The sequence below is a fragment of the Paraliobacillus zengyii genome (assembly GCF_003268595.1).
GTDB lineage: Bacteria > Bacillota > Bacilli > Bacillales > Amphibacillaceae > Paraliobacillus_A > Paraliobacillus_A zengyii.
Genome location: NZ_CP029797.1, coordinates 157,391 through 178,375, shown reverse-complemented (window position 1 = coordinate 178,375; position 20,985 = coordinate 157,391). Strand labels below are relative to the sequence as shown.

Annotated in this window: 20 protein-coding genes and 1 other annotated feature; of the genes, 1 reads left to right on the top strand and 19 read right to left on the bottom strand. The window is 37.6% G+C overall.

Going from position 1 to position 20,985, the window contains the following annotated elements; genetic code table 11:
- The first annotated feature begins 8 nt into the window (after positions 1 to 8).
- Positions 9 to 1,049: a sugar ABC transporter substrate-binding protein gene (locus DM447_RS00845; RefSeq protein ID WP_112179273.1), complete on the top strand. Its 1,041-nt coding sequence runs from the start codon at positions 9 to 11 to the stop codon at positions 1,047 to 1,049.
- A gap of 356 nt (positions 1,050 to 1,405) precedes the next feature.
- Here DM447_RS00845 and tuf read toward each other — a convergent pair whose 3' ends face one another.
- The 19 genes from tuf to DM447_RS00750 form a co-directional block, all read right to left on the bottom strand.
- Entirely contained in the window at positions 1,406 to 2,596 is a 1,191-nt protein-coding gene (tuf, locus tag DM447_RS00840; RefSeq protein ID WP_112179271.1) for an elongation factor Tu, read from the bottom strand.
- Positions 2,597 to 2,725: 129 nt separating this feature from the next.
- A complete protein-coding gene (fusA, locus tag DM447_RS00835) occupies positions 2,726 to 4,804 on the bottom strand; it encodes an elongation factor G (RefSeq protein ID WP_112179269.1) in 2,079 nt (692 codons plus the stop codon).
- Between the two features lie 132 nt (positions 4,805 to 4,936).
- Positions 4,937 to 5,407: a 30S ribosomal protein S7 gene (gene rpsG / locus DM447_RS00830; RefSeq protein WP_112179267.1), complete on the bottom strand. Its 471-nt coding sequence runs from the start codon at positions 5,405 to 5,407 to the stop codon at positions 4,937 to 4,939.
- A 39-nt stretch (positions 5,408 to 5,446) separates the two neighbouring features.
- Positions 5,447 to 5,860 carry a 30S ribosomal protein S12 gene (gene rpsL, locus DM447_RS00825; protein WP_112179265.1) on the bottom strand — a complete coding sequence of 138 codons (414 nt, stop codon included), beginning with the start codon at positions 5,858 to 5,860 and terminating at the stop codon, positions 5,447 to 5,449.
- A gap of 116 nt (positions 5,861 to 5,976) precedes the next feature.
- Positions 5,977 to 6,228: a 50S ribosomal protein L7ae-like protein gene (locus DM447_RS00820; protein WP_112179263.1), complete on the bottom strand. Its 252-nt coding sequence runs from the start codon at positions 6,226 to 6,228 to the stop codon at positions 5,977 to 5,979.
- Between the two features lie 135 nt (positions 6,229 to 6,363).
- A complete protein-coding gene (gene rpoC, locus DM447_RS00815) occupies positions 6,364 to 9,981 on the bottom strand; it encodes a DNA-directed RNA polymerase subunit beta' (RefSeq protein WP_112179261.1) in 3,618 nt (1,205 codons plus the stop codon).
- Between the two features lie 121 nt (positions 9,982 to 10,102).
- On the bottom strand, positions 10,103 to 13,648 hold the full coding sequence (gene rpoB, locus DM447_RS00810) for a DNA-directed RNA polymerase subunit beta (protein WP_198663186.1): 3,546 nt from the start codon (positions 13,646 to 13,648) through the stop codon (positions 10,103 to 10,105).
- Positions 13,649 to 14,104: 456 nt separating this feature from the next.
- On the bottom strand, positions 14,105 to 14,704 hold the full coding sequence (locus DM447_RS00805) for a class I SAM-dependent methyltransferase (protein WP_112179257.1): 600 nt from the start codon (positions 14,702 to 14,704) through the stop codon (positions 14,105 to 14,107).
- A 72-nt stretch (positions 14,705 to 14,776) separates the two neighbouring features.
- Positions 14,777 to 15,139, bottom strand: coding sequence for a 50S ribosomal protein L7/L12 (rplL, locus tag DM447_RS00800; protein ID WP_112179255.1), 363 nt, complete (start codon positions 15,137 to 15,139; stop codon positions 14,777 to 14,779).
- 68 nt (positions 15,140 to 15,207) lie between these two features.
- Complete coding sequence (rplJ, locus tag DM447_RS00795) at positions 15,208 to 15,711, bottom strand: 50S ribosomal protein L10 (RefSeq protein ID WP_112179254.1); 504 nt, start codon at positions 15,709 to 15,711, stop codon at positions 15,208 to 15,210.
- A gap of 63 nt (positions 15,712 to 15,774) precedes the next feature.
- Positions 15,775 to 15,930: a sequence feature (ribosomal protein L10 leader region), on the bottom strand.
- A 54-nt stretch (positions 15,931 to 15,984) separates the two neighbouring features.
- The gene (gene rplA / locus DM447_RS00790) at positions 15,985 to 16,680 is read right to left on the bottom strand and encodes a 50S ribosomal protein L1 (protein WP_112179252.1); all 696 of its coding nucleotides are present in this window, start codon (positions 16,678 to 16,680) and stop codon (positions 15,985 to 15,987) included.
- A 190-nt stretch (positions 16,681 to 16,870) separates the two neighbouring features.
- On the bottom strand, positions 16,871 to 17,296 hold the full coding sequence (gene rplK, locus DM447_RS00785) for a 50S ribosomal protein L11 (protein WP_157967388.1): 426 nt from the start codon (positions 17,294 to 17,296) through the stop codon (positions 16,871 to 16,873).
- 159 nt (positions 17,297 to 17,455) lie between these two features.
- Positions 17,456 to 17,989, bottom strand: coding sequence for a transcription termination/antitermination protein NusG (gene nusG, locus DM447_RS00780; RefSeq protein ID WP_112179249.1), 534 nt, complete (start codon positions 17,987 to 17,989; stop codon positions 17,456 to 17,458).
- A 137-nt stretch (positions 17,990 to 18,126) separates the two neighbouring features.
- Positions 18,127 to 18,306, bottom strand: a complete 180-nt coding sequence (secE, locus tag DM447_RS00775; protein WP_112179247.1) for a preprotein translocase subunit SecE — start codon at positions 18,304 to 18,306, stop codon at positions 18,127 to 18,129.
- A 45-nt stretch (positions 18,307 to 18,351) separates the two neighbouring features.
- A complete protein-coding gene (gene rpmG, locus DM447_RS00770; protein ID WP_112179245.1) occupies positions 18,352 to 18,498 on the bottom strand; it encodes a 50S ribosomal protein L33 in 147 nt (48 codons plus the stop codon).
- An 81-nt stretch (positions 18,499 to 18,579) separates the two neighbouring features.
- Positions 18,580 to 19,239, bottom strand: coding sequence for an RNA polymerase sporulation sigma factor SigH (gene sigH / locus DM447_RS00765; protein WP_112179243.1), 660 nt, complete (start codon positions 19,237 to 19,239; stop codon positions 18,580 to 18,582).
- Positions 19,240 to 19,323: 84 nt separating this feature from the next.
- The gene (locus DM447_RS00760; protein WP_112179241.1) at positions 19,324 to 19,833 is read right to left on the bottom strand and encodes an NYN domain-containing protein; all 510 of its coding nucleotides are present in this window, start codon (positions 19,831 to 19,833) and stop codon (positions 19,324 to 19,326) included.
- Between the two features lie 3 nt (positions 19,834 to 19,836).
- The gene (gene rlmB / locus DM447_RS00755; protein ID WP_112179240.1) at positions 19,837 to 20,580 is read right to left on the bottom strand and encodes a 23S rRNA (guanosine(2251)-2'-O)-methyltransferase RlmB; all 744 of its coding nucleotides are present in this window, start codon (positions 20,578 to 20,580) and stop codon (positions 19,837 to 19,839) included.
- A 1-nt stretch (position 20,581) separates the two neighbouring features.
- Positions 20,582 to 20,983, bottom strand: a complete 402-nt coding sequence (locus tag DM447_RS00750; RefSeq protein ID WP_112179238.1) for a Mini-ribonuclease 3 — start codon at positions 20,981 to 20,983, stop codon at positions 20,582 to 20,584.
- Positions 20,984 to 20,985: the final 2 nt, after the last annotated feature.

Genomic DNA, 20,985 nt, shown 5'->3' with positions numbered 1-20,985 from the left:
AAAAAATAATGAAAATAAATGCTACATTGATTCTTACTATCCTATTTACTTTTTACTTAACTGCTTGTAATAGCAACCAAACTACGGATAGTCAATCCACAGATACAACTGATAAATTACTATCAAATCCAGATGATATATACATTGGTTTTGTTATGGATACATTAAGAGATGACAGATGGTATCGCGACAAACTCAATTTTGAGGAGAAAGTTGAAGAATTAGGTGGTATTGTTAAGACGTTAGCCGCAAACGGTGATCAAGAAGTGCAAATTGAACAAGCTAAGCTTTTGATTAAAGAAGGTGTAGATGTCTTGGTCGTTATACCAACTAATTCAAATGAAGCAGGGGAAATTGTTGAATTGGCACATGAAGCTGGAGTAAAAGTTATTTCTTATGACAAACTCATTCTTGATGCGCCAGTTGATTACTATGTATCCTTTGATAATGTTAAAGTAGGAGAATTACAAGCCGAAGCAATTTTAAACGAAGTGGATGAAGGTGATTTTGCTTATGTCGGTGGAGCAGAAACAGATAATAATGCTATTCTATTTAGAGAAGGAGCAATGAACATATTGCAGCCTTATATAGATAGTGGTGATATAAATCTTGTGTATGATACATACACACCAGAATGGTCACCAGAAACAGCAAGAGATCAGTTCGCAAGCCTTTTATCAAATACAAATGTTGATGCAGTAATTGCTGCAAACGATGGTACAGCAGGAGGAGTAATTGAAGCATTGGGAAATGAAAGTAACTCTATCCCTGTTTCAGGTCAAGATGCAGAGCTGGCAGCTGTTCGCAGAATTATAAATGGTAGTCAGACAATGACAGTATATAAGTCAATTCATTCCCTTGCGCATCAATCAGCGGATTTAGCAATGAAAGTTGCAAAAGAGGAAGAAGTCGAAACAAATACAACAATTGAAAATGGCAATGGCGCAATTAACTCTATACTTTTAGAGCCAATTACAGTTACCGAAGAAAATATCCGAGAAACAATTATTGCTGAAAACCATTTAACAGAAGCAGAAGTATATGAATAACAGTTAAAAATAGGATTTTACAATATATAAACGTTAGTGAGTGAAAACTCACTAACGTTTATTTTTTATATAAGTAGAAAACAAGTCGTTTGCATATAGAATTGTAGTCTACGATAAACAACTCCTAAAGAAAATAGCTCATAATAAAGCACTAACACTATAAACTCCTCTATTGAAGCCTAATAATTGCAATGAACCATATTGAAAACCATTCTATAAAAAGTATGACCAGTTGAGGCATTGGCCTCATAATTCGTATTCGATTCGTATTAGTCGAGAATTAATTTTCACCAATGTCATTTGAGACAAAAAAATAGCAGGTAGCTTATGAGCTACCTGCTATTTTATAGCATTACTTATTTAGTAATAGTTGCAACAACACCGGCGCCTACAGTACGGCCACCTTCACGAATTGAGAACTTAGTTCCCTCTTCAAGTGCGATTGGTGAAATAAGATCTACTGTCATTTCAACGTTATCTCCAGGCATAACCATTTCTACGCCTTCAGGAAGTTGAATAATACCAGTTACATCCGTAGTACGGAAGTAAAACTGTGGACGGTAGTTATTGAAAAATGGCGTGTGACGGCCACCCTCTTCTTTTGATAAAACATAAACTTCTGCTTTAAAAGTTGTGTGTGGAGTGATTGTACCTGGTTTAGCAAGTACTTGTCCACGGCCGATATCATCACGAGAAACCCCGCGAAGAAGTGCACCAATGTTATCGCCAGCTTCTGCATAGTCAAGAAGCTTACGGAACATTTCAACACCAGTAACAGTTGATTTTTTAGGAGCATCAGAAAGACCAATAATGTCAATCTCGTCTCCAACTTTAACTACTCCACGCTCAACACGACCAGTAGCAACTGTTCCACGACCAGTGATTGAGAATACATCCTCAACTGGCATCATGAAAGGTTTTTCAACATCACGGTCAGGACGAGGAATATATTCGTCAACAGCATCCATTAATTCATAGATTGCATTAACATATTTCTCTTCGCCTTCAAGAGCTTTAAGTGCAGAACCTTTGATAACTGGAACGTCATCTCCAGGGAAGTCATATTCACCAAGAAGGTCACGTACTTCCATTTCTACTAACTCAAGAAGTTCTTCATCGTCTACCATGTCACATTTGTTTAAGAATACAACAATTGCAGGTACACCTACTTGACGTGAAAGTAAGATGTGCTCACGAGTTTGTGGCATTGGACCATCAGCTGCAGAAACAACTAAGATAGCTCCATCCATTTGTGCAGCACCTGTGATCATGTTTTTAACATAGTCAGCGTGTCCTGGACAGTCAACGTGTGCATAGTGACGCGTTTCTGTTTCATACTCAACGTGTGCTGTTGAGATTGTGATTCCACGTTCGCGCTCTTCAGGAGCACCGTCAATTTGATCATAAGCCATTGCAGTACCTGAACCTGAACGATTGTGTAGTACTGTAGAAATTGCAGCTGTTAGTGTAGTTTTACCATGGTCAACGTGTCCAATAGTACCAACGTTAACGTGGTCTTTGGAGCGGTCGTATTTTTCTTTACCCATTTATAGTTCCTCCTTTAAATAAATAAAAGTTAATTTTTTATAATACATGTATGCTCACTTAGAAATAAATAATATATTAACTTCTAAGTGCACAATACAAGTTATACGTTATTTTTTGCAAAAAATCAATTATTCGCCAGTGTTTTTCTTAATAATTTCTTCTCCAACACTCTTTGGCACTTCTTCAAAGTGATCAAAGTGCATTGTGTAAGTTCCACGTCCTTGTGTGTTAGAACGAAGAGCAGTTGCATAACCAAACATTTCAGAAAGTGGAACAAACGCTTTAACAACTTGTGCATTTCCGCGTCCTTCCATACCTTCAACACGACCACGACGAGAAGTAACATCACCCATAATATCACCCATGTATTCTTCTGGGATAACAATTTCAACCTTCTCAATTGGTTCAAGAAGTGCTGGATCACATTTATTTTTCGCCGCTTTAAGTGCCATAGAAGCAGCAACTTTAAAGGCAGTTTCATTGGAATCGACATCATGGTAACTTCCATCAAACAAAGTTGCCTTCAAGTCGATAAGTGGATAACCAGCAATAACACCATTCTGCATTGCTTCCTTAACACCAGCTTCTACAGAAGAAATGTATTCACGTGGTACAGAACCACCGACAGTTTTGTTTACAAACTCATAACCTGCGCCTTCAGTGTTTGGTTCGAATGTAATCCAAACGTGACCATACTGTCCACGTCCACCAGACTGACGAACAAACTTACCTTCAACGTTTGCAGCTTTACGGAATGTTTCACGGTAAGATACCTGCGGTGCACCTACGTTTGCCCCAACATTGAATTCACGTCTCATACGATCAACGATAATATCAAGGTGGAGTTCACCCATACCAGAAATGATTGTTTGACCAGTTTCAGGATCAGTTTCAGCTTTAAATGTAGGATCTTCTTCAGCAAGTTTTCCTAATGCAATAGACATCTTATCCTGATCTGCTTTTGATTTAGGTTCAATCGCTACAGAAATAACTGGATCTGGAAAGTCCATTGATTCTAAAATCACAAGACTCTTCTCATCACATAAAGTATCCCCTGTAGAAGTATCTTTCAAACCTACAGCTCCGGCAATATCACCTGCATAAACAGTAGGGATTTCTTGTCGAGAGTTAGCATGTAGTTGTAAAATACGTCCAACACGTTCTCTTTTATCTTTAGATGAGTTTTTTACGTAAGAACCAGCATCAAGCGTACCTGAATAGACACGGAAAAATGTAAGTTTACCTACGTATGGGTCAGTTGCAACCTTAAATGCTAAAGCTGAAAATGGTTCGCTATCATCTGCACGTCGAACAACCTCTTCATCAGTTTGTGGTACATGACCTTCAATAGGAGGTACATCTGTTGGAGCAGGTAAGTAATCTATAACTCCATCAATTAATAATTGAACCCCTTTGTTTTTGAAAGCTGAACCACAAAAGACTGGGTAGAATTCTACGCTTAGAGTAGCAGTACGAACCGCAGCTTTAAGTTCTTCATTAGAAATCTCTTCGCCTTCTAGATATTTCATCATAAGGTCTTCGTTAAGGTCAGCTACAGCTTCTATCAACCTTGTACGATATTTTTCTGCTTGTTCTTTATAAGCATCAGGGATAGGACGCGCCTCTTCACGTGTACCTAAATCATCTAAGTAGTAATGAGCCTCCATATCAATAAGGTCGATAATTCCTTCGAATTCATCTTCCGCACCGATTGGAAGTTGCACTGGATGTGCATTTGCAGCTAGACGATCTTCTAATGTCCCAAGCGAATATTCAAAGTCCGCACCTATTTTATCCATTTTATTAACGAATACAATACGAGGAACTTTATATGTTGTAGCTTGGCGCCAAACAGTTTCTGTTTGTGGCTCAACCCCTGATTGTGCATCAAGTAAAGCTACGGAACCATCAAGTACACGCAAAGAACGTTCAACTTCAACAGTGAAGTCTACGTGTCCTGGTGTATCTATAATGTTGATACGATGACCTTTCCATGAAGCAGTTGTTGCAGCAGATGTGATTGTAATACCACGCTCTTGCTCTTGCTCCATCCAGTCCATTTGAGAAGCACCTTCGTGTGTTTCTCCAATTTTATGGATACGTCCTGTATAGAAAAGAATACGTTCAGTTGCTGTTGTCTTACCAGCATCAATATGGGCCATAATCCCGATATTACGTGTCTTTTCCAAGGAGAATTCTCTAGGCATGTTTCTTTCTCCTTCCTATTATCTAAGTTCGATTACATGATTATCTTTAAACATTTCGAAAAAGATTGCTCCATCAATCCATTAACTTGCATGACGTAATGGAACATACATGTTGTATTTAAGCTTTTAATACTACCAACGATAATGAGCAAATGCTTTGTTTGCTTCCGCCATTTTGTGCATATCTTCTCTTTTCTTAACAGATGCACCAGTGTTGTTTGATGCGTCAAGAATTTCATAAGCTAAACGTTCTTCCATTGTTTTTTCTCCGCGTAATCTTGAATAATTTACAAGGTAACGAAGTCCCAATGCTTGGCGACGTTCTGGACGTACTTCAACCGGTACTTGATAGTTTGAACCACCAACACGGCGAGCGCGAACTTCAAGAACTGGCATAACATTTTTAAGTGCTTGTTCAAACACCTCAATGGATGGTTGATCACTACGCTCTTGAACAATGTCAAATGCTTTATAAAGAATTTTTTGAGCTATTCCTCTTTTTCCATCAACCATAATTTGGTTGATCAAACGAGTAACTAGTTTTGAGTTATATAACGGATCTGGTAAGACATCACGTTTTGTTACTGGACCTTTACGTGGCATAGTCTAACCTCCTTTCTGAAGTTATCAGCTATTTAAAGCTTATTTTTTTGGTCTTTTTGTTCCGTATTTAGAACGTCCTTGTGCACGTCCTTCTACTCCGGCAGTATCAAGCGCTCCACGAACAATATGGTAACGTACACCAGGTAAATCTTTAACACGTCCTCCGCGAATAAGAACAACACTGTGTTCTTGAAGATTGTGCCCAATTCCAGGAATATAAGCAGTTACTTCAATTCCGTTAGTCAAACGCACACGCGCATATTTACGCAATGCAGAGTTTGGTTTCTTTGGAGTTAACGTACCAACACGTGTACAAACACCACGTTTTTGTGGAGAAGATTGGTTAGTCAATGATTTTTTGAAGCTGTTAAAACCTTTATTCAATGCAGGTGAGTCAGATTTTTTACCTTTGCTCACACGGCCTTTACGAACTAATTGATTGATAGTTGGCATTGTTTGTTTCCTCCTTTCATTGATTTTTGTAATACCACACATCCAGGTGGTTCATTTATAAGCAAAAAACAAAGCTTTCGTGAATAGCTTTGATCATTCACCAAAACTTTATTGCTTTATTGCTTTATAGCTACAGTCGCTGTTCCTACATCAATTCCACATGCTTTGCCAAGTCTCTTCTTTGAATCAACCTGTGTACATGGCACGTTCATTTCTTCTGCAAGTTGCGACACTTTACTCGTTACACGTTGATCTGCATCAACAGCAATAACGACTTCAGACACTTCACCATTTTTTATGGCTTTTAGTGTTTGTTTCGTACCGATAATTAGATTATCTTTGACCTGTGCTACTTTTTCATAAGACATTTACATATCCTCCAAAGCAACAAGGATAACAGAAGCACCTTGAATATAGTATCATTCTATAATTCTAATGTCAATATAAAATTAAAGTTTTCTATATCTAGGTGCTTCTTTATTTCCCCTTGTTTCTTCCCTGATTTATTGTGGCGTTACTTCTTCTGTTAATGATTCTTCAGTAATTTGCTCCACTGGCTCTTCTGTTTCAATTTCTATTTTGCGGTACCTTTGCATACCAGTACCAGCAGGAACCAATTTACCAATAATAACATTTTCTTTTAGACCTAGTAACTCATCACGTTTTCCTTTAATCGCTGCATCTGTTAATACACGTGTTGTTTCTTGGAATGACGCAGCTGATAAGAATGAATCCGTTTCGAGTGATGCTTTTGTAATACCTAATAAAACAGGTCTTCCAACGGCAGGTTGTGCACCTTTTAATAGTACTTTTTTGTTTGCATCTCGGAACTGGTGAATTTCAAGTAATGATCCAGGTAGTACATCCGTATCCCCAGCATCAGCAACACGCATTTTACGAAGCATTTGTCTAACCATTACTTCAACGTGCTTATCACCGATTTCCACACCTTGCATCCGATAAACTTTTTGTACTTCTTTTAATAGGTAAGATTGGACACCATCAATTCCTTGAATTTTCAATAATTCCTTAGGATCGATTGAACCCTCTGTCAGTGCTTGACCAGCGACAACTTCTTCTCCTACTTCCACTTTTACACGCGCACCATAAGGAGCTGTATAAGTAAGTGATTCAACATTACCTTTTACGATAATCTCTTGTTTATCTTTTACTTCTGTAATATCTTGGACTGTTCCAATAATCTCAGAAACAACCGCTTGACCTTTCGGATTACGCGCTTCAAATATTTCCTGAATACGAGGTAAACCTTGAGTTATATCACTACCTGCAACCCCACCTGTGTGGAATGTACGCATTGTAAGCTGTGTTCCTGGCTCACCAATTGATTGTGCAGCGATAATACCTACTGCCTCGCCAACTTCAACTTCTTGACCAGTGGCTAAGTTACGACCATAACACTTCTTACAAGCACCATGTTTTGTATTACAAGTAAAGACAGTACGAATTGTTACTTCTTTAATACCTGATTCAACAATTTGTTTTGCTACATCTTCAGGTATTACTTCGTTTTTATTAATCAATACTTCTTTCGTCTCTGGATGACGTACAACTTGGAATGAAGTACGACCAATCAGACGGTCAATCAGTGGTTCAATTAATTCTGTACCTTCTGTTATTGCATGAACTGTTAAACCTTTATCTGTTCCACAATCATCATCACGAATAATAACATCTTGTGCCACATCAACTAGACGACGAGTTAAGTAACCAGAGTCAGCAGTTTTCAGCGCCGTATCCGCAAGTCCTTTACGAGCACCGTGTGTAGATATAAAGTACTCTAATACCGTTAAACCTTCACGGAAACTAGATTTGATCGGCAATTCGATGATCTTACCAGCCGGGTTGGCCATTAAACCACGCATACCAGCTAATTGTGTGAAGTTTGATGCGTTACCACGAGCACCTGAATCACTCATCATGAATATAGGGTTTCTTGGATTTAATGTCTTCATAAGTTTTTCTTGAATGACATCTTTTGCTTGTGACCATATTGAAATAACACGATCATAGCGTTCTTCATCTGTAATTAAACCACGACGGAATTGTTTTAATACTTTATCGACTTTCTCTTGTGCTTCATCTAGGATAAGCTCTTTCTCTGCTAATACAACAATATCTGCTACACCAACTGTTATACCTGCTTTAGTAGAGTACTTAAATCCTAAGTCTTTCATACGGTCAAGCATTTTTGATGTTTCACTGATTTTAAACTTCTTAAATACTTCAGCAATTATATCTCCCAAAATACCTTTCTTGAACGGAAGAATAATATCTCGATCAGCAATTACTTCCTTTACATTCGAGCCTTTTTCAATGAAATACTTTTCTGGCGTGCGAACTTCTAGGTTTTGTTGCGTCGGCTCATTCATATACGGGAATGATTCCGGAAGCATATCATTAAAGATCAGTTTACCTACCGTTGTCACTATTAGTTGACTATTTTGTTCTTCTGAGAATGCTGCTTTATTAAGCGAAGAAGCCTGCACTGCAATTCGAGTATGAAGATGAACATAACCATTTTGGTATGCAACCATCGCCTCGGAAAGATCTTTAAATGACATTCCTTCTCCAACCGCATTTTCTCGTTCCATTGTAAGGTAATAGTTACCTAACACCATATCTTGTGAAGGTGTTACTACTGGTTTACCATCCTTTGGATTCAAAATATTTTGAGCTGCCAACATAAGAATACGCGCCTCAGCTTGTGCTTCTGCTGAAAGTGGAACGTGTACTGCCATTTGGTCACCATCAAAGTCAGCGTTATATGCTGTACATACTAATGGATGCAAACGAATTGCACGTCCTTCTACTAGAGTAGGTTCAAATGCTTGAATACCTAATCTGTGTAAAGTAGGAGCACGGTTTAATAGTACAGGGTGTTCCCTAATAACGTCTTCCAACACTTCCCAAACATCAGGATTAAGTCTTTCTATCTTACGTTTTGCAGACTTAATGTTGTGAGCTAAACCTCTTTCTACTAATTCCTTCATAATAAATGGTTTAAATAACTCAACTGCCATCTCTTTTGGTAAACCACACTGATACATTTTTAAGCTAGGTCCTACAACAATTACAGAACGACCAGAGTAGTCAACACGTTTACCTAATAAGTTTTGACGGAAACGACCTTGTTTCCCTTTTAACATATGTGAAAGAGATTTAAGTGGACGGTTACCCGGTCCAGTTACCGGACGACCACGACGACCATTATCAATTAGTGCATCAACTGCTTCTTGAAGCATACGTTTCTCGTTTTGAACGATAATACTTGGTGCACCAAGATCTAATAAACGCTTAAGTCTATTGTTGCGGTTAATAACACGACGATATAGATCATTTAAATCCGATGTAGCAAAGCGTCCACCATCTAGTTGTACCATTGGTCGAAGTTCAGGAGGTATAATTGGTAACACCTCTAAAATCATCCAATCTGTATGGTTACCAGAGTTACGGAATGCTTCTAATACTTCTAAACGTTTTATCGCTCTCGTACGACGCTGACCTTGCGCAGATTTTAATTCTTCACGAAGAATCTCTACTTCTTTTTCAAGATCAATATCTTGCAATATTTTTTTAATAGCTTCTGCTCCCATTTGAGCTTGGAAGGTTTGACCATATTTATCGCGATATGCACGATATTCTTTTTCAGAAAGTAATTGCTTTTTCTCTAAAGTGGTATCACCTGGGTCTGTCACAATATAAGCAGCGAAATAAATAACTTCTTCTAACGCTCTTGGTGACATATCTAACGCTAATCCCATTCGACTTGGAATACCTTTAAAGTACCAAATATGTGAAACTGGTGCAGCTAGTTCAATGTGACCCATACGTTCACGACGAACTTTAGATTTTGTTACTTCAACACCACAGCGATCACAAACTACCCCTTTATAACGGACACGTTTGTATTTACCACAATGACATTCCCAGTCTTTTTGTGGACCAAAGATTCTTTCACAAAATAAACCATCTTTTTCTGGTTTTAATGTACGATAGTTAATGGTTTCTGGCTTTTTCACTTCTCCATATGACCATGAACGGATTTTATCTGGTGATGCTAACCCTATTTTCATAAATTCAAAATTATTTACATCTATCAAGGGGCCTACCTCCCTTTAGTATGTGCCCAAATAGTTAAAAACAAGAAATAAAAATCTCTTGTTTATTAACTAATTCGAACAACTTTTTACATATCAAACGATAAAAGTGAGAACTGTTTAATTATTTACCTTCAAGTTCAAGATTAAATTGATCTGCCGATTGTGTATCTTCTTCATCTATATCTCGAAGTTCAATTTCTTCTTCATCAGCTGAAAGCATTTTTACATCCAAACCAAGGCTTTGCAACTCTTTAATTAATACCTTAAATGATTCTGGTATACCTGGCTCTGGAATACTTTCTCCTTTAACAATTGCTTCATATGTTTTCACGCGACCAACAACATCATCTGACTTCACTGTTAAAATTTCTTGTAACGTGTAAGCTGCACCATATGCTTCTAGTGCCCAAACTTCCATTTCACCGAAACGTTGGCCACCAAATTGTGCTTTACCACCTAATGGTTGCTGTGTAACAAGTGAATATGGTCCAGTCGAACGTGCGTGTAGTTTATCATCAACCATGTGCGCTAGTTTAATCATGTACATGACACCAACAGAAACACGGTTATCAAATGGTTCTCCACTACGTCCATCATAAAGAACTGTTTTTGCATCTCTTGCCATTCCAGCTTCTTGAATCGTTTCCCACACATCTTCTTCACGAGCTCCATCAAATACAGGAGATGCTACATGAATACCGAGTTGTCTTGCAGCCATACCTAAGTGCATTTCAAGTACCTGACCGATGTTCATACGTGATGGTACACCTAACGGGTTAAGCATGATATCGATTGGTGTTCCGTCTGGCATAAATGGCATATCTTCTTCTGGTAATATCTTAGAAATAACACCTTTATTACCGTGACGACCAGCCATTTTGTCACCTTCATGAATTTTACGTTTCTGCACAATATAAGCACGAACTAATTGATTCACACCTGGTGGTAGTTCGTCACCATCTTGGCGATTAAAGATTTTAACATCCAATACAATTCCACCGGCACCGTGTGGTACACGTAAGGAAGTATCACGTACTTCACGCGCCTTTTCACCAAATATTGCGTGTAACAAGCGTTCCTCAGCAGATAACTCTGTTACTCCTTTTGGTGTCACTTTACCTACTAGTAAATCACCATCTTCAACTTCAGCACCAACACGGATAATACCTCTCTCATCAAGGTCGCGTAGTGCATCTTCTCCGACGTTTGGAATGTCTCTTGTAATCTCTTCAGGTCCTAGCTTTGTATCACGAGCTTCAGATTCATATTCTTCAATATGGATAGAAGTGTAAACATCATCTTTCACTAAGCGTTCACTCATGATAATAGCATCCTCATAGTTATAACCTTCCCAAGTCATAAAGCCAACTAGAACATTTTGCCCTAGTGCTAGTTCACCATCTTCCATTGAAGGACCATCTGCTAGGATTTCTCCTTTTTTCACACGATCCCCAACACTAACGATTGGTCGTTGGTTATAACAGGTTCCTTGGTTAGAACGGATGAATTTTTGCAAGCGATATGTATCAACATCGCCTTGTACTTCTTTCCCATCAACTTCTGATATGAGGCGAACTCGAACTTCTTTCGCTTCGACACGTTCCACTATACCATCTCGTAGATTGATAACAGCTGCACCTGAATCCTTACCAGATACATATTCCATTCCAGTACCAACAATCGGCGAACGCGGTTGTAATAAAGGAACAGCTTGACGTTGCATGTTGGCACCCATAAGCGCACGGTTAGAGTCATCATTTTCCAAAAATGGAATACATGCTGTAGCTGCGGATACAACTTGTTTTGGTGAAACGTCCATATAATCTAAACGATCACGACTTACAACAGTATTTTCACCACGGAAACGAGCGATAACTTCTTCGTCTGCAAATGATCCATCATCTGTTAGACTGGCATTTGCTTGCGCAACAACATAATTATCTTCTTCATCTGCAGTCATATAATCATAACGTTCCGTAACTTTGCCTGTTTCTGGATCAACACGACGGTATGGTGTTTCAATAAAACCAAACTTATTAACTTTTGCAAATGATGACAAAGAGTTAATTAAACCAATATTCGGCCCCTCAGGCGTTTCAATCGGACACATACGGCCATAGTGAGAATAGTGTACGTCACGAACTTCAAAACCTGCACGTTCACGAGTCAAACCACCAGGTCCAAGCGCAGATAAACGACGTTTGTGGGTTAATTCAGCTAATGGATTTGTTTGGTCCATAAATTGTGAAAGTTGAGAACTACCGAAAAACTCTTTAATGGAAGCAATTACAGGACGAATGTTAATCAATTGCTGCGGTGTAATTGCTGAGGTGTCTTGAATAGACATACGCTCACGTACTACACGTTCCATTCTAGAAAGACCAATACGGAACTGATTTTGCAACAATTCACCTACAGAACGAAGTCTACGATTTCCTAAGTGATCAATATCATCTGTATTACCTACTTGATGTAAAATGTTAAAGAAATAGTTAATAGAAGCAAGAATATCAGATGGTGCAATATTCTTAACCGAATCATCAACTGCTCCATTACCAATAACATTTAGCGTTCTTTCCCCTTCAGGATCAGTGGGATCAAATATTTTAATCATTTGAATTTTTATTGGCTCTTTAAGTACACCTTCATCAGGTTCAACATATTGCTCGCCAAAACTATCTTCTTTTGCATCCAAATATGGTAAGATTTTATCTAATAAACGACGATCTAGTTTATCACCTTTTTGTGCTACAACTTCCCCGGTTTCATGATCTACTAACGGTTCCGCTAAAGTTTGATTAAAAAGACGATTTTTAATGTGTAACTTTTTATTCATTTTATAACGTCCAACACGAGCTAAATCATATCGTTTCGGATCGAAAAACCTAGAAACTAATAAGCTTTTTGCATTCTCAACAGTTGGCGGCTCGCCAGGTCGTAAACGCTCATAAATTTCTAATAAAGCTTTTTCACTTGTTTCTGTGTTATCTTTTTCTAATGTATTTTTTAAATATTCATTATCACCGATAAGATCAATAATATCTTGATCATTGCTAAAACCTATTGCCCGTAATAATACGGTAATTGGTAACTTTCTTGTGCGATCTATACGAACATGCACAACATCTTTAGCATCTGTTTCAAACTCAAGCCATGCTCCTCTATTGGGGATAACTGTAGCTTTATATCCGCGTTTACCATTTTTGTCTATTTTTTCACTAAAATACACACTTGGCGAACGAACAAGCTGTGATACAATAACACGCTCGGCTCCATTAATAACAAAAGTACCTGTATCTGTCATTAAAGGGAAATCTCCCATAAATACCTCTTGCTCTTTTACTTCGCCAGTTTCATTATTTAATAAACGAACTTTCACACGAAGCGGAGCGTTGTAGGTAACATCTCTTTCTTTCGATTCAGCAACAGGATATTTTGGTTCACCTAGATTATAATCAACAAATTCTAGTGATAAATTCCCTGTGAAATCTTCAATTGGAGAAATATCTTTAAACATTTCCCGCAATCCTTCCTCTAAAAACCATTCATAGGAAGCTGTTTGAATCTCAATAAGATTTGGTAGTTCCAATACCTCACTGATACGTGCATAGCTTCTGCGCTGGCGGTGTCGTCCATACTGAACTAGTTGACCTGTCAACTGCTTCACCCCTCAAATCAAGAATAGAAAACAAAAGAGCTTAATAAATCAAAATAAAATTTTGACAAGCTCACATACCTTCACCTTATTCCAATAATGTTTTAACTGCTATTGACTTATACAGCGGAAAAGGTATAATTTAATCAGAATAAAAATTGTTCGGCAATCTCACCGAACAAACTTGTGAAATGACTTACTCACAAGTCGTTATAATACATTTACATATGTAAGTAAATGGTATTGTATTGAAAATTAACGAAACAATTTCTGCCTGGAAACAGCATTAAAACTACTACTAAATCCCCAAACTTCTACACTTACCTTCACAGCATTACCATTGTTTCCTTTATTAATCATAATATACATTTTTTCCTTGTCGCATGCCTATTGACACACGAATCTACCTATTGGCATTTTTCAATGCTACCACAATCAACCACTAGAGTCAACATTTAATTAAATGCATTATTTTGTTGCACAAATGATTTCATAACCCTTACTCTTTTTTATTGTTTCAACTTCTTTAAACATTTGTTGCATTTTTCTAAAGGCAGAAGGAGCACCTTGCTTTTTTTGAATAACCACCCACAACTGACCGCCCTTCATTAAATTTTGAAAACTATCTTCAAACATTTGATGAACCACTTCTTTTCCGGCCCTGATTGGCGGATTGGTCAAAACAGCTGCATATTCTACTTTAGGTATAGATTGAAAACGATCACTCACATAAAATGTAGTATTATCTATGTTGTTTTGTTCTGCATTCTTTTTCGCTAAAACGAGTGCTCTTTCATTAACATCACTCATAATGAAATGCCGGTCTGGGAATACCTTAGCTAGCGCAAGACCAATTGGTCCATAACCACAGCCAAGATCAACAATATCACCGGAAACATTTGGTACTGTGAATGCTTCTATTAACGTTCTAGAACCAAAATCCACTTCATTCTTAGAAAAAACTCCAACATCACTTGTAAACTGAAAGGAATTACTACGTAGTTCAAAACTCCACGTTTTGGGGTCACTTTTTGATTGAGGTTGATTCGCAAAGTATTGCTCAGACATATTAGCACCTACTTTATTTAATAAATGTGTAAAGCTCGTCTATTAATAGACGAGCTTTACACTAGTTTTAACTTACTTCAATTCTACTGAAGCGCCAACTTCTTCAAGTTTAGATTTCATTTCTTCTGCTTCTTCTTTAGTAACGCCTTCTTTGATTGCACCAGGAGCGTTATCTACAAGATCTTTAGCATCTTTAAGTCCAAGACCTGTGATCTCACGAACTGCTTTAACAACTTTAATTTTAGCTGATCCAACGCTTGCTAGAACAACATCAAATTCAGTTTGCTCTTCTTCAACCGCTCCACCAGCGCCACCGCCAGCTGCTACAGGTGCTGCTGCTGTTACACCAAATTCTTCTTCAATTCCTTTAACAAGGTCGTTTAACTCAAGTATAGACATTTCTTTGATTTGCTCGATAATTTGTTCTTTAGACATTATATTTTCCTCCTAATTATGTTTTAATACGTAAATGTTTTGCAAATACCTTTTCTGAAAATCAGTAATTAAGCACCTTGCTCTTCTTCTTTTTGTTCTGCAACAGCTTTTGTTGCATAAGCGAAGTTACGAACTGGAGCTTGTAGTACGCTAAGCAACATTGAAAGTAATCCTTCGTAATTTGGTAGTGCCGCAAGATCCTTGATTTGCTCAAGTGTCGCGATGTTACCTTGAATTACGCCACCTTTAATTTCTAATGCTTCGTGATCTTTAGCGAAATTGTTTAAAATTTTTGCTGGAGCCACTACATCTTCTTTACTAAAAGCGATAGCAGTTGGTCCTGCAAGTACATCTTTCAAATCTCCAAGATCAAGTTCTTCTGTAGCACGACGTGTCATTGAGTTTTTATATACCTTAAACTCTACACCAGCTGCACGTAGTTGATCACGTAGTTCTGTAACTGCTGCTACATCAAGGCCACGATAATCTACAAGGATGGTAGATTCACTATCGCGGAACTTGTCTGCAATTTCAGATACAATTTGTTTTTTCTGTTCAATAATAGTTGACAAAAATTCCACCTCCTATTGACTTATCATCATACCGAAACATCAGGTTAGTCTTTTTATCTCGATTCATCTAATAACAAACCTTCACATCTGTAGTAGACGTGAAGGTTTGTTTGAATGGATTAGATATCACTTCGTACAATATCATATTTATTCAGACACCTCGGTAGGATATTAAGCGAATAACGCTCCTACTGTCTACGGTATAACGTATTTGATTTATTTTCAACATTTCTTATTATAATCAAGAGCTATCATGAAGTCAATAACTAATTCTTATTTTCCAAAAGTTGACGGGTCCACTTTAACTCCTGGTCCCATTGTAGATGTAACTGCTGCATTACGAACATAGATACCCTTTGATGCTTGTGGCTTTACTTTCATCAATGTGTCTGTAAGTGCATCAAAGTTTTCAATAAGTTTATCCAAATCAAATGAAGCTTTTCCGATTGGTACGTGTACATTTGATTGACGATCAACACGGTATTCTACTTTACCAGCTTTGATTTCATTTACTGCCTTCTCAACATCAAATGTTACTGTACCTGTTTTAGGATTTGGCATTAAACCTTTTGGTCCAAGCACACGTCCTAATTTACCAACCTCAGCCATCATGTCTGGAGTCGCTACAATAACATCAAATTCGAACCATCCTTGATTAATTTTATTAATCAAATCTTGTTCTCCTACATAATCAGCTCCAGCAGCTTCCGCTTCTTTTGCTTTATCACCTTTAGCAAACACTAGAACCGTCTGTGTTTTACCAGTACCGTGTGGCAATACCATTGCTCCACGAATTTGTTGATCTGCTTTCTTAGGATCTACACCTAAACGAAAAGCAGCTTCAATTGTTTCATCAAAATTAGCATTTGCATTTTGCTTCACTAATTCCAATGCTTCTTTTACCTCATATTGTTTAGTACGATCAACAAGTTTAATTGCTTCCTGTTGTTTCTTCGTTTTTTTAGCCATTATATTTCCTCCTTGAATGTGGTTTTAACGGTTATACCTCCCACTTAATAAAGCGGATCCTGTTAATAGAAAGATTCTACTAACAAGGACTAGACAACTATAATCTAGTTTGTCATCCTACAAAAAGGTTGCGAAAATGGCTTATACCCCATTAGCGCAACCTTCTCCTCATCAGTCTAAAGCTTTGGGATTAATCTTCAATAACAATACCCATGCTACGTGCAGTACCTTCTACCATACGCATAGCAGCTTCAACATCTGCAGCATTTAAATCAGGCATTTTTGTTTCTGCGATCTCTTTTACTTTATCACGCTTCAACGTTGCAACTTTGTTGCGATTAGGTTCACCTGATCCGCTTTCGATTCCTGCTGCTTTTTTAAGTAATACCGCAGCTGGCGGAGTTTTTGTAATAAATGTAAAGGAACGGTCTTCAAAAACCGAAATTTCTACCGGAATAATCATACCAGCTTCATCTTGCGTACGGGCATTAAATTCCTTACAAAATCCCATAATATTAACACCTGCTTGACCCAATGCTGGTCCAACTGGTGGTGCTGGATTTGCTTTCCCTGCCGGGATTTGAAGTTTAACTACTTTAATTACTTTTTTAGCCACGAGACACACCTCCTTAAGTCCGTGATGTGGTAATAGGGCATCTCAGACCCTCCCACTCATCTCTATCATTTGAAACCTTATACTCGAAGCATAAAGAACATTAAAATTTTAGCATGTTCAAATTGAAAATGCAAGCTATTCTTTAATAATCTAAACGCGTTATAGTTTCTCTATTTGAGAAAAATCTAATTCAACTGGCGTTTCACGACCGAACATATTAACATGCACTTTTACCTTTTGTTTATCTAAGTCAATTTGTTCAATAGTACCAGTGAAATCATTAAACGGTCCATCCGCAACCCTTACACTTTCTTTTAACTCAAAATCGACTTCTGTAACAGACTCTTGCATACCCATCCGCTTTAAAATCATTTCCGCTTCTTCAGGTAAAAGAGATGTTGGTTTCGTACCTGAACCAGCAGAACCGACAAATCCGGTCACTCCTGGTGTATTACGAACTACATACCAAGAACCGTCCGTCATGATCATCTCTGCTAATACATAACCCGGAAACACTTTTTTCTTAGCTACTTTTTTCTTACCATTCTTAATTTCTGTCTCTTCATCTTCTGGAACTAAAACACGGAAGATCTTATCTTCCATTCCCATCGATTCTAATCTCTTTTCCAAGTTAGCTTTCACCTTATTTTCATAACCTGAATAAGTATGCACAACAAACCACTCTTTTTCCATTCAACAGGGCATCATTACGCCCCTTCCCTCCCTTATTATAATAATCTATTATTTTTCCCAATTTAAAAAACCCGTAAAAACGGGTTCCCTTGTTTAAAATGTCTATTATTTATCATTATAGCATATAATACCGTGAACTATTCAAAAAATAAATTAAGAATTTCTGTAATACCTAAGTCTACTATAGCAAAAAAGACAGCAACAAATGCTACAGTTGCAACTACAGTGACTGTATATCTAAATAATTCTTGTCCTCCAGGCCATGAAACTTTTTTCATTTCTCTGGAAACATTTTTAAAGAACGTAATGAGATTCACTGATTGGTACCCCCAAACTTCCGCCAAAATTTAACTAATTACTCTTTACTTTGTTTCACGATGCAATGTGTGCTTCTTACACTTTTTACAAAATTTATTAACTTGTAAGCGTTCTGTGCTTGATGTATTTTTACTTGTACTATAATTTCTGCTTAAACATTCCGTACACGCTAAAATCACTTTCTTTTGCATTCTCTCACCCCTAACAAGAGTGAGTTTCACTCTTAATAATGTAGCATGGTTACATTGGACTGTCAACGATTCCCTGGTCTGTTAAAAACTCATTTCACTAACGTTTATATACCGTTCCAATTTACGCTTGACTCTTTGAAGAGCATTATCAATTGATTTCACATGTCGCTTCAACTCAAGCGAAATTTCTTGATAGCTACGCCCATCTATATATAAAGCGAGCACTTCTCGTTCAAATCCACTTAACACTTCAGCTAACTTACCTTCCATATCTCCGTACCTTTCCTGATTAACAACTAGATCTTGCGGATCATCTATAACATCCGAATCAGCCAACATATCTAATAATGTTCGTTCTGACTCTTCATCATAAATTGGTTTATCCAATGAAACATAAGAGTTTAGCGGCATATGCTTTTGTCTTGTAGCTGTTTTAATTGCTGTTATAATCTGACGTGTTACACATAGCTCCGCAAATGCTCTAAAGGAAGATAACTTGTCTCCATTATAATCCCGGATTGCCTTGTATAAGCCAATCATCCCCTCTTGCATGATGTCGTCATGGTCTGCACCAATCAAGAAATATGTCCTTGCTTTTGCTCGCACAAAACTTTTATGTTTTTTTATTAAAAAGTCCAAAGCCTGACTATGCCCACGATGTACAAGCATAATTAGCTCATCGTCTTCGAGTCTCTCTAAGTCTGTAACATGATTATTTGGATCAATGTAAGCAGTACGCAACCTGGACTCCTCCCGAGTGTTGAAAGTGAATATACTTTATAACATTATACTGTAAGCGTTCAACTATCGTCAACAGTGCGTTTTTCACTTGTTTCCCCTTCGCCAGCGTTCAAAAACGTCCAATACATCTTGCGTAATTGGAATTTTGGTAGCTTTTTGCGTGCTTTTATATGTTTTTAAATCATTATCTATTTCAGTTTGGACGTTTTTTATTTCAATATATAGCTCTCTTGCTGATTTACGAAAAGCACCTTGAGCAAAAATCGTGCGTTGTTCTGTATAATCAGATGTTGCAACATAAACCTTTGTCTTAACATTTTTAAATTCTTTAACCACTCTCTCTATACATTCGTCTGCAGTTTCTTGTTCTTTCGTATAAATAACTTCAACTTTGTGATTTTGTTGCTTTGTTTGCGTTCCTCGAACTTCATAAGCATCAAATACAATAATAACACGGTATCCTCGATAAGCTTGATATTCAGCCATCTTCTCAATAAGTATATTGCGAGCTTGCTCTAGATCAGTCTCTTTGAGGCTCTTAAGCTCATCCCAATCACCGATCATATTATAGCCATCTACTAACAGGACATCCATCGGTTATTTACCTAAAGGATGTCGTTTGCGATATATTTCATACATTAACAAGCTAGCCGCTACCGAAGCATTCAAAGAAGATACTTTTCCTTGCATTGCCAAACGTACTGTCCAGTCACACTTTTCTTTCACTAACCGGCTCATGCCCTTTCCTTCATTGCCAATCACAAGTGCTATTGGCATGGTTCCCTCTAACGCTCGATAATCTTCCGTGCCTTCCGCTTCCGTACCAACTACCCATACATTACGAGATTTTAACTCCTCAATTGTTTGCGCCATATTTGTTACACGTACAACAGGTACATATTCAATAGCTCCAGCAGACGTTTTCGCAACGATTGCTGTTAGGCCAACTGCACGACGTTTGGGAATAATAATACCATGAGCCCCTGTAGCATCGGCAGTTCGTAAAACGGAACCTAAATTATGTGGATCTTCAATTTCATCTAACAAAATAAAAAATGGATCTTCCTCTTTTTCTTCAGCTAACTGAAATATATCATCTAGTGAAGCATAAGAATAAGCTGCGACAGATGCCACCACCCCTTGATGGTTTCCATCAACTAATTGATCTATTTTTTGTTTAGGTACTTTTTGTAAAACAATTCCACTCTGCTTTGCTAATGCTTGTAACTTTTGTGTGGCTTGGCTGTTCAAATGATCGGAAACCATAATTTTATTAATAGAGCGTCCTGATCTTAGCGCCTCAACCACAGGGTTTTTACCGACAATCCATTCTTCTGACATATTATACCTCTCCTTTCTCTACAAATCCTATAGCTTCATTTATCAATTCCTCTAAACGCGCTTGCTCTTTCATTAGATAATGATAACCAATCAACGCTTCAAACGCTGTACTATGACGATATGTCTTTAAATCTGTGTTTTTCGGAATTGAACCAGATTTCGCATTTCTACCTCTTCGTACAACAGCTTGTTCTTCTTCATCTAAATTACCCTTGTCGAGCCAATATATTAATACTTTAGCTTGTGCTTTAGCTGAGACAAATCCAATGGCAGATTGATGTAAGTTTTGTAGGTTTTGAATTCCTTTATTAATCAAATATTCTCGAACATATAATTCATAAATCCCATCACCTATATAGGCTAACGCCAGACTTTTCATCTGCTTTACATCCTGTAATTTCATAA

Excerpts from the sequence above, each read along its gene's own strand:
- rpmG (WP_112179245.1), bottom strand. The coding sequence starts at position 18,498 with ATGCAAAAGAAAGTGATTTTAGCGTGTACGGAATGTTTAAGCAGAAAT.
- fusA (WP_112179269.1), bottom strand. The coding sequence starts at position 4,804 with ATGCCTAGAGAATTCTCCTTGGAAAAGACACGTAATATCGGGATTATG.
- DM447_RS00820 (WP_112179263.1), bottom strand. The coding sequence starts at position 6,228 with ATGTCTTATGAAAAAGTAGCACAGGTCAAAGATAATCTAATTATCGGT.
- DM447_RS00845 (WP_112179273.1), top strand. The coding sequence starts at position 9 with ATGAAAATAAATGCTACATTGATTCTTACTATCCTATTTACTTTTTAC.
- nusG (WP_112179249.1), bottom strand. The coding sequence starts at position 17,989 with ATGGAAAAAGAGTGGTTTGTTGTGCATACTTATTCAGGTTATGAAAAT.
- rplA (WP_112179252.1), bottom strand. The coding sequence starts at position 16,680 with ATGGCTAAAAAAACGAAGAAACAACAGGAAGCAATTAAACTTGTTGAT.
- rlmB (WP_112179240.1), bottom strand. The coding sequence starts at position 20,580 with ATGTCAGAAGAATGGATTGTCGGTAAAAACCCTGTGGTTGAGGCGCTA.
- DM447_RS00750 (WP_112179238.1), bottom strand. The coding sequence starts at position 20,983 with ATGAAATTACAGGATGTAAAGCAGATGAAAAGTCTGGCGTTAGCCTAT.
- tuf (WP_112179271.1), bottom strand. The coding sequence starts at position 2,596 with ATGGGTAAAGAAAAATACGACCGCTCCAAAGACCACGTTAACGTTGGT.
- DM447_RS00805 (WP_112179257.1), bottom strand. The coding sequence starts at position 14,704 with ATGTCTGAGCAATACTTTGCGAATCAACCTCAATCAAAAAGTGACCCC.
- rplL (WP_112179255.1), bottom strand. The coding sequence starts at position 15,139 with ATGTCTAAAGAACAAATTATCGAGCAAATCAAAGAAATGTCTATACTT.
- rpsL (WP_112179265.1), bottom strand. The coding sequence starts at position 5,860 with ATGCCAACTATCAATCAATTAGTTCGTAAAGGCCGTGTGAGCAAAGGT.
- DM447_RS00760 (WP_112179241.1), bottom strand. The coding sequence starts at position 19,833 with ATGGATGTCCTGTTAGTAGATGGCTATAATATGATCGGTGATTGGGAT.
- rpsG (WP_112179267.1), bottom strand. The coding sequence starts at position 5,407 with ATGCCACGTAAAGGTCCAGTAACAAAACGTGATGTCTTACCAGATCCG.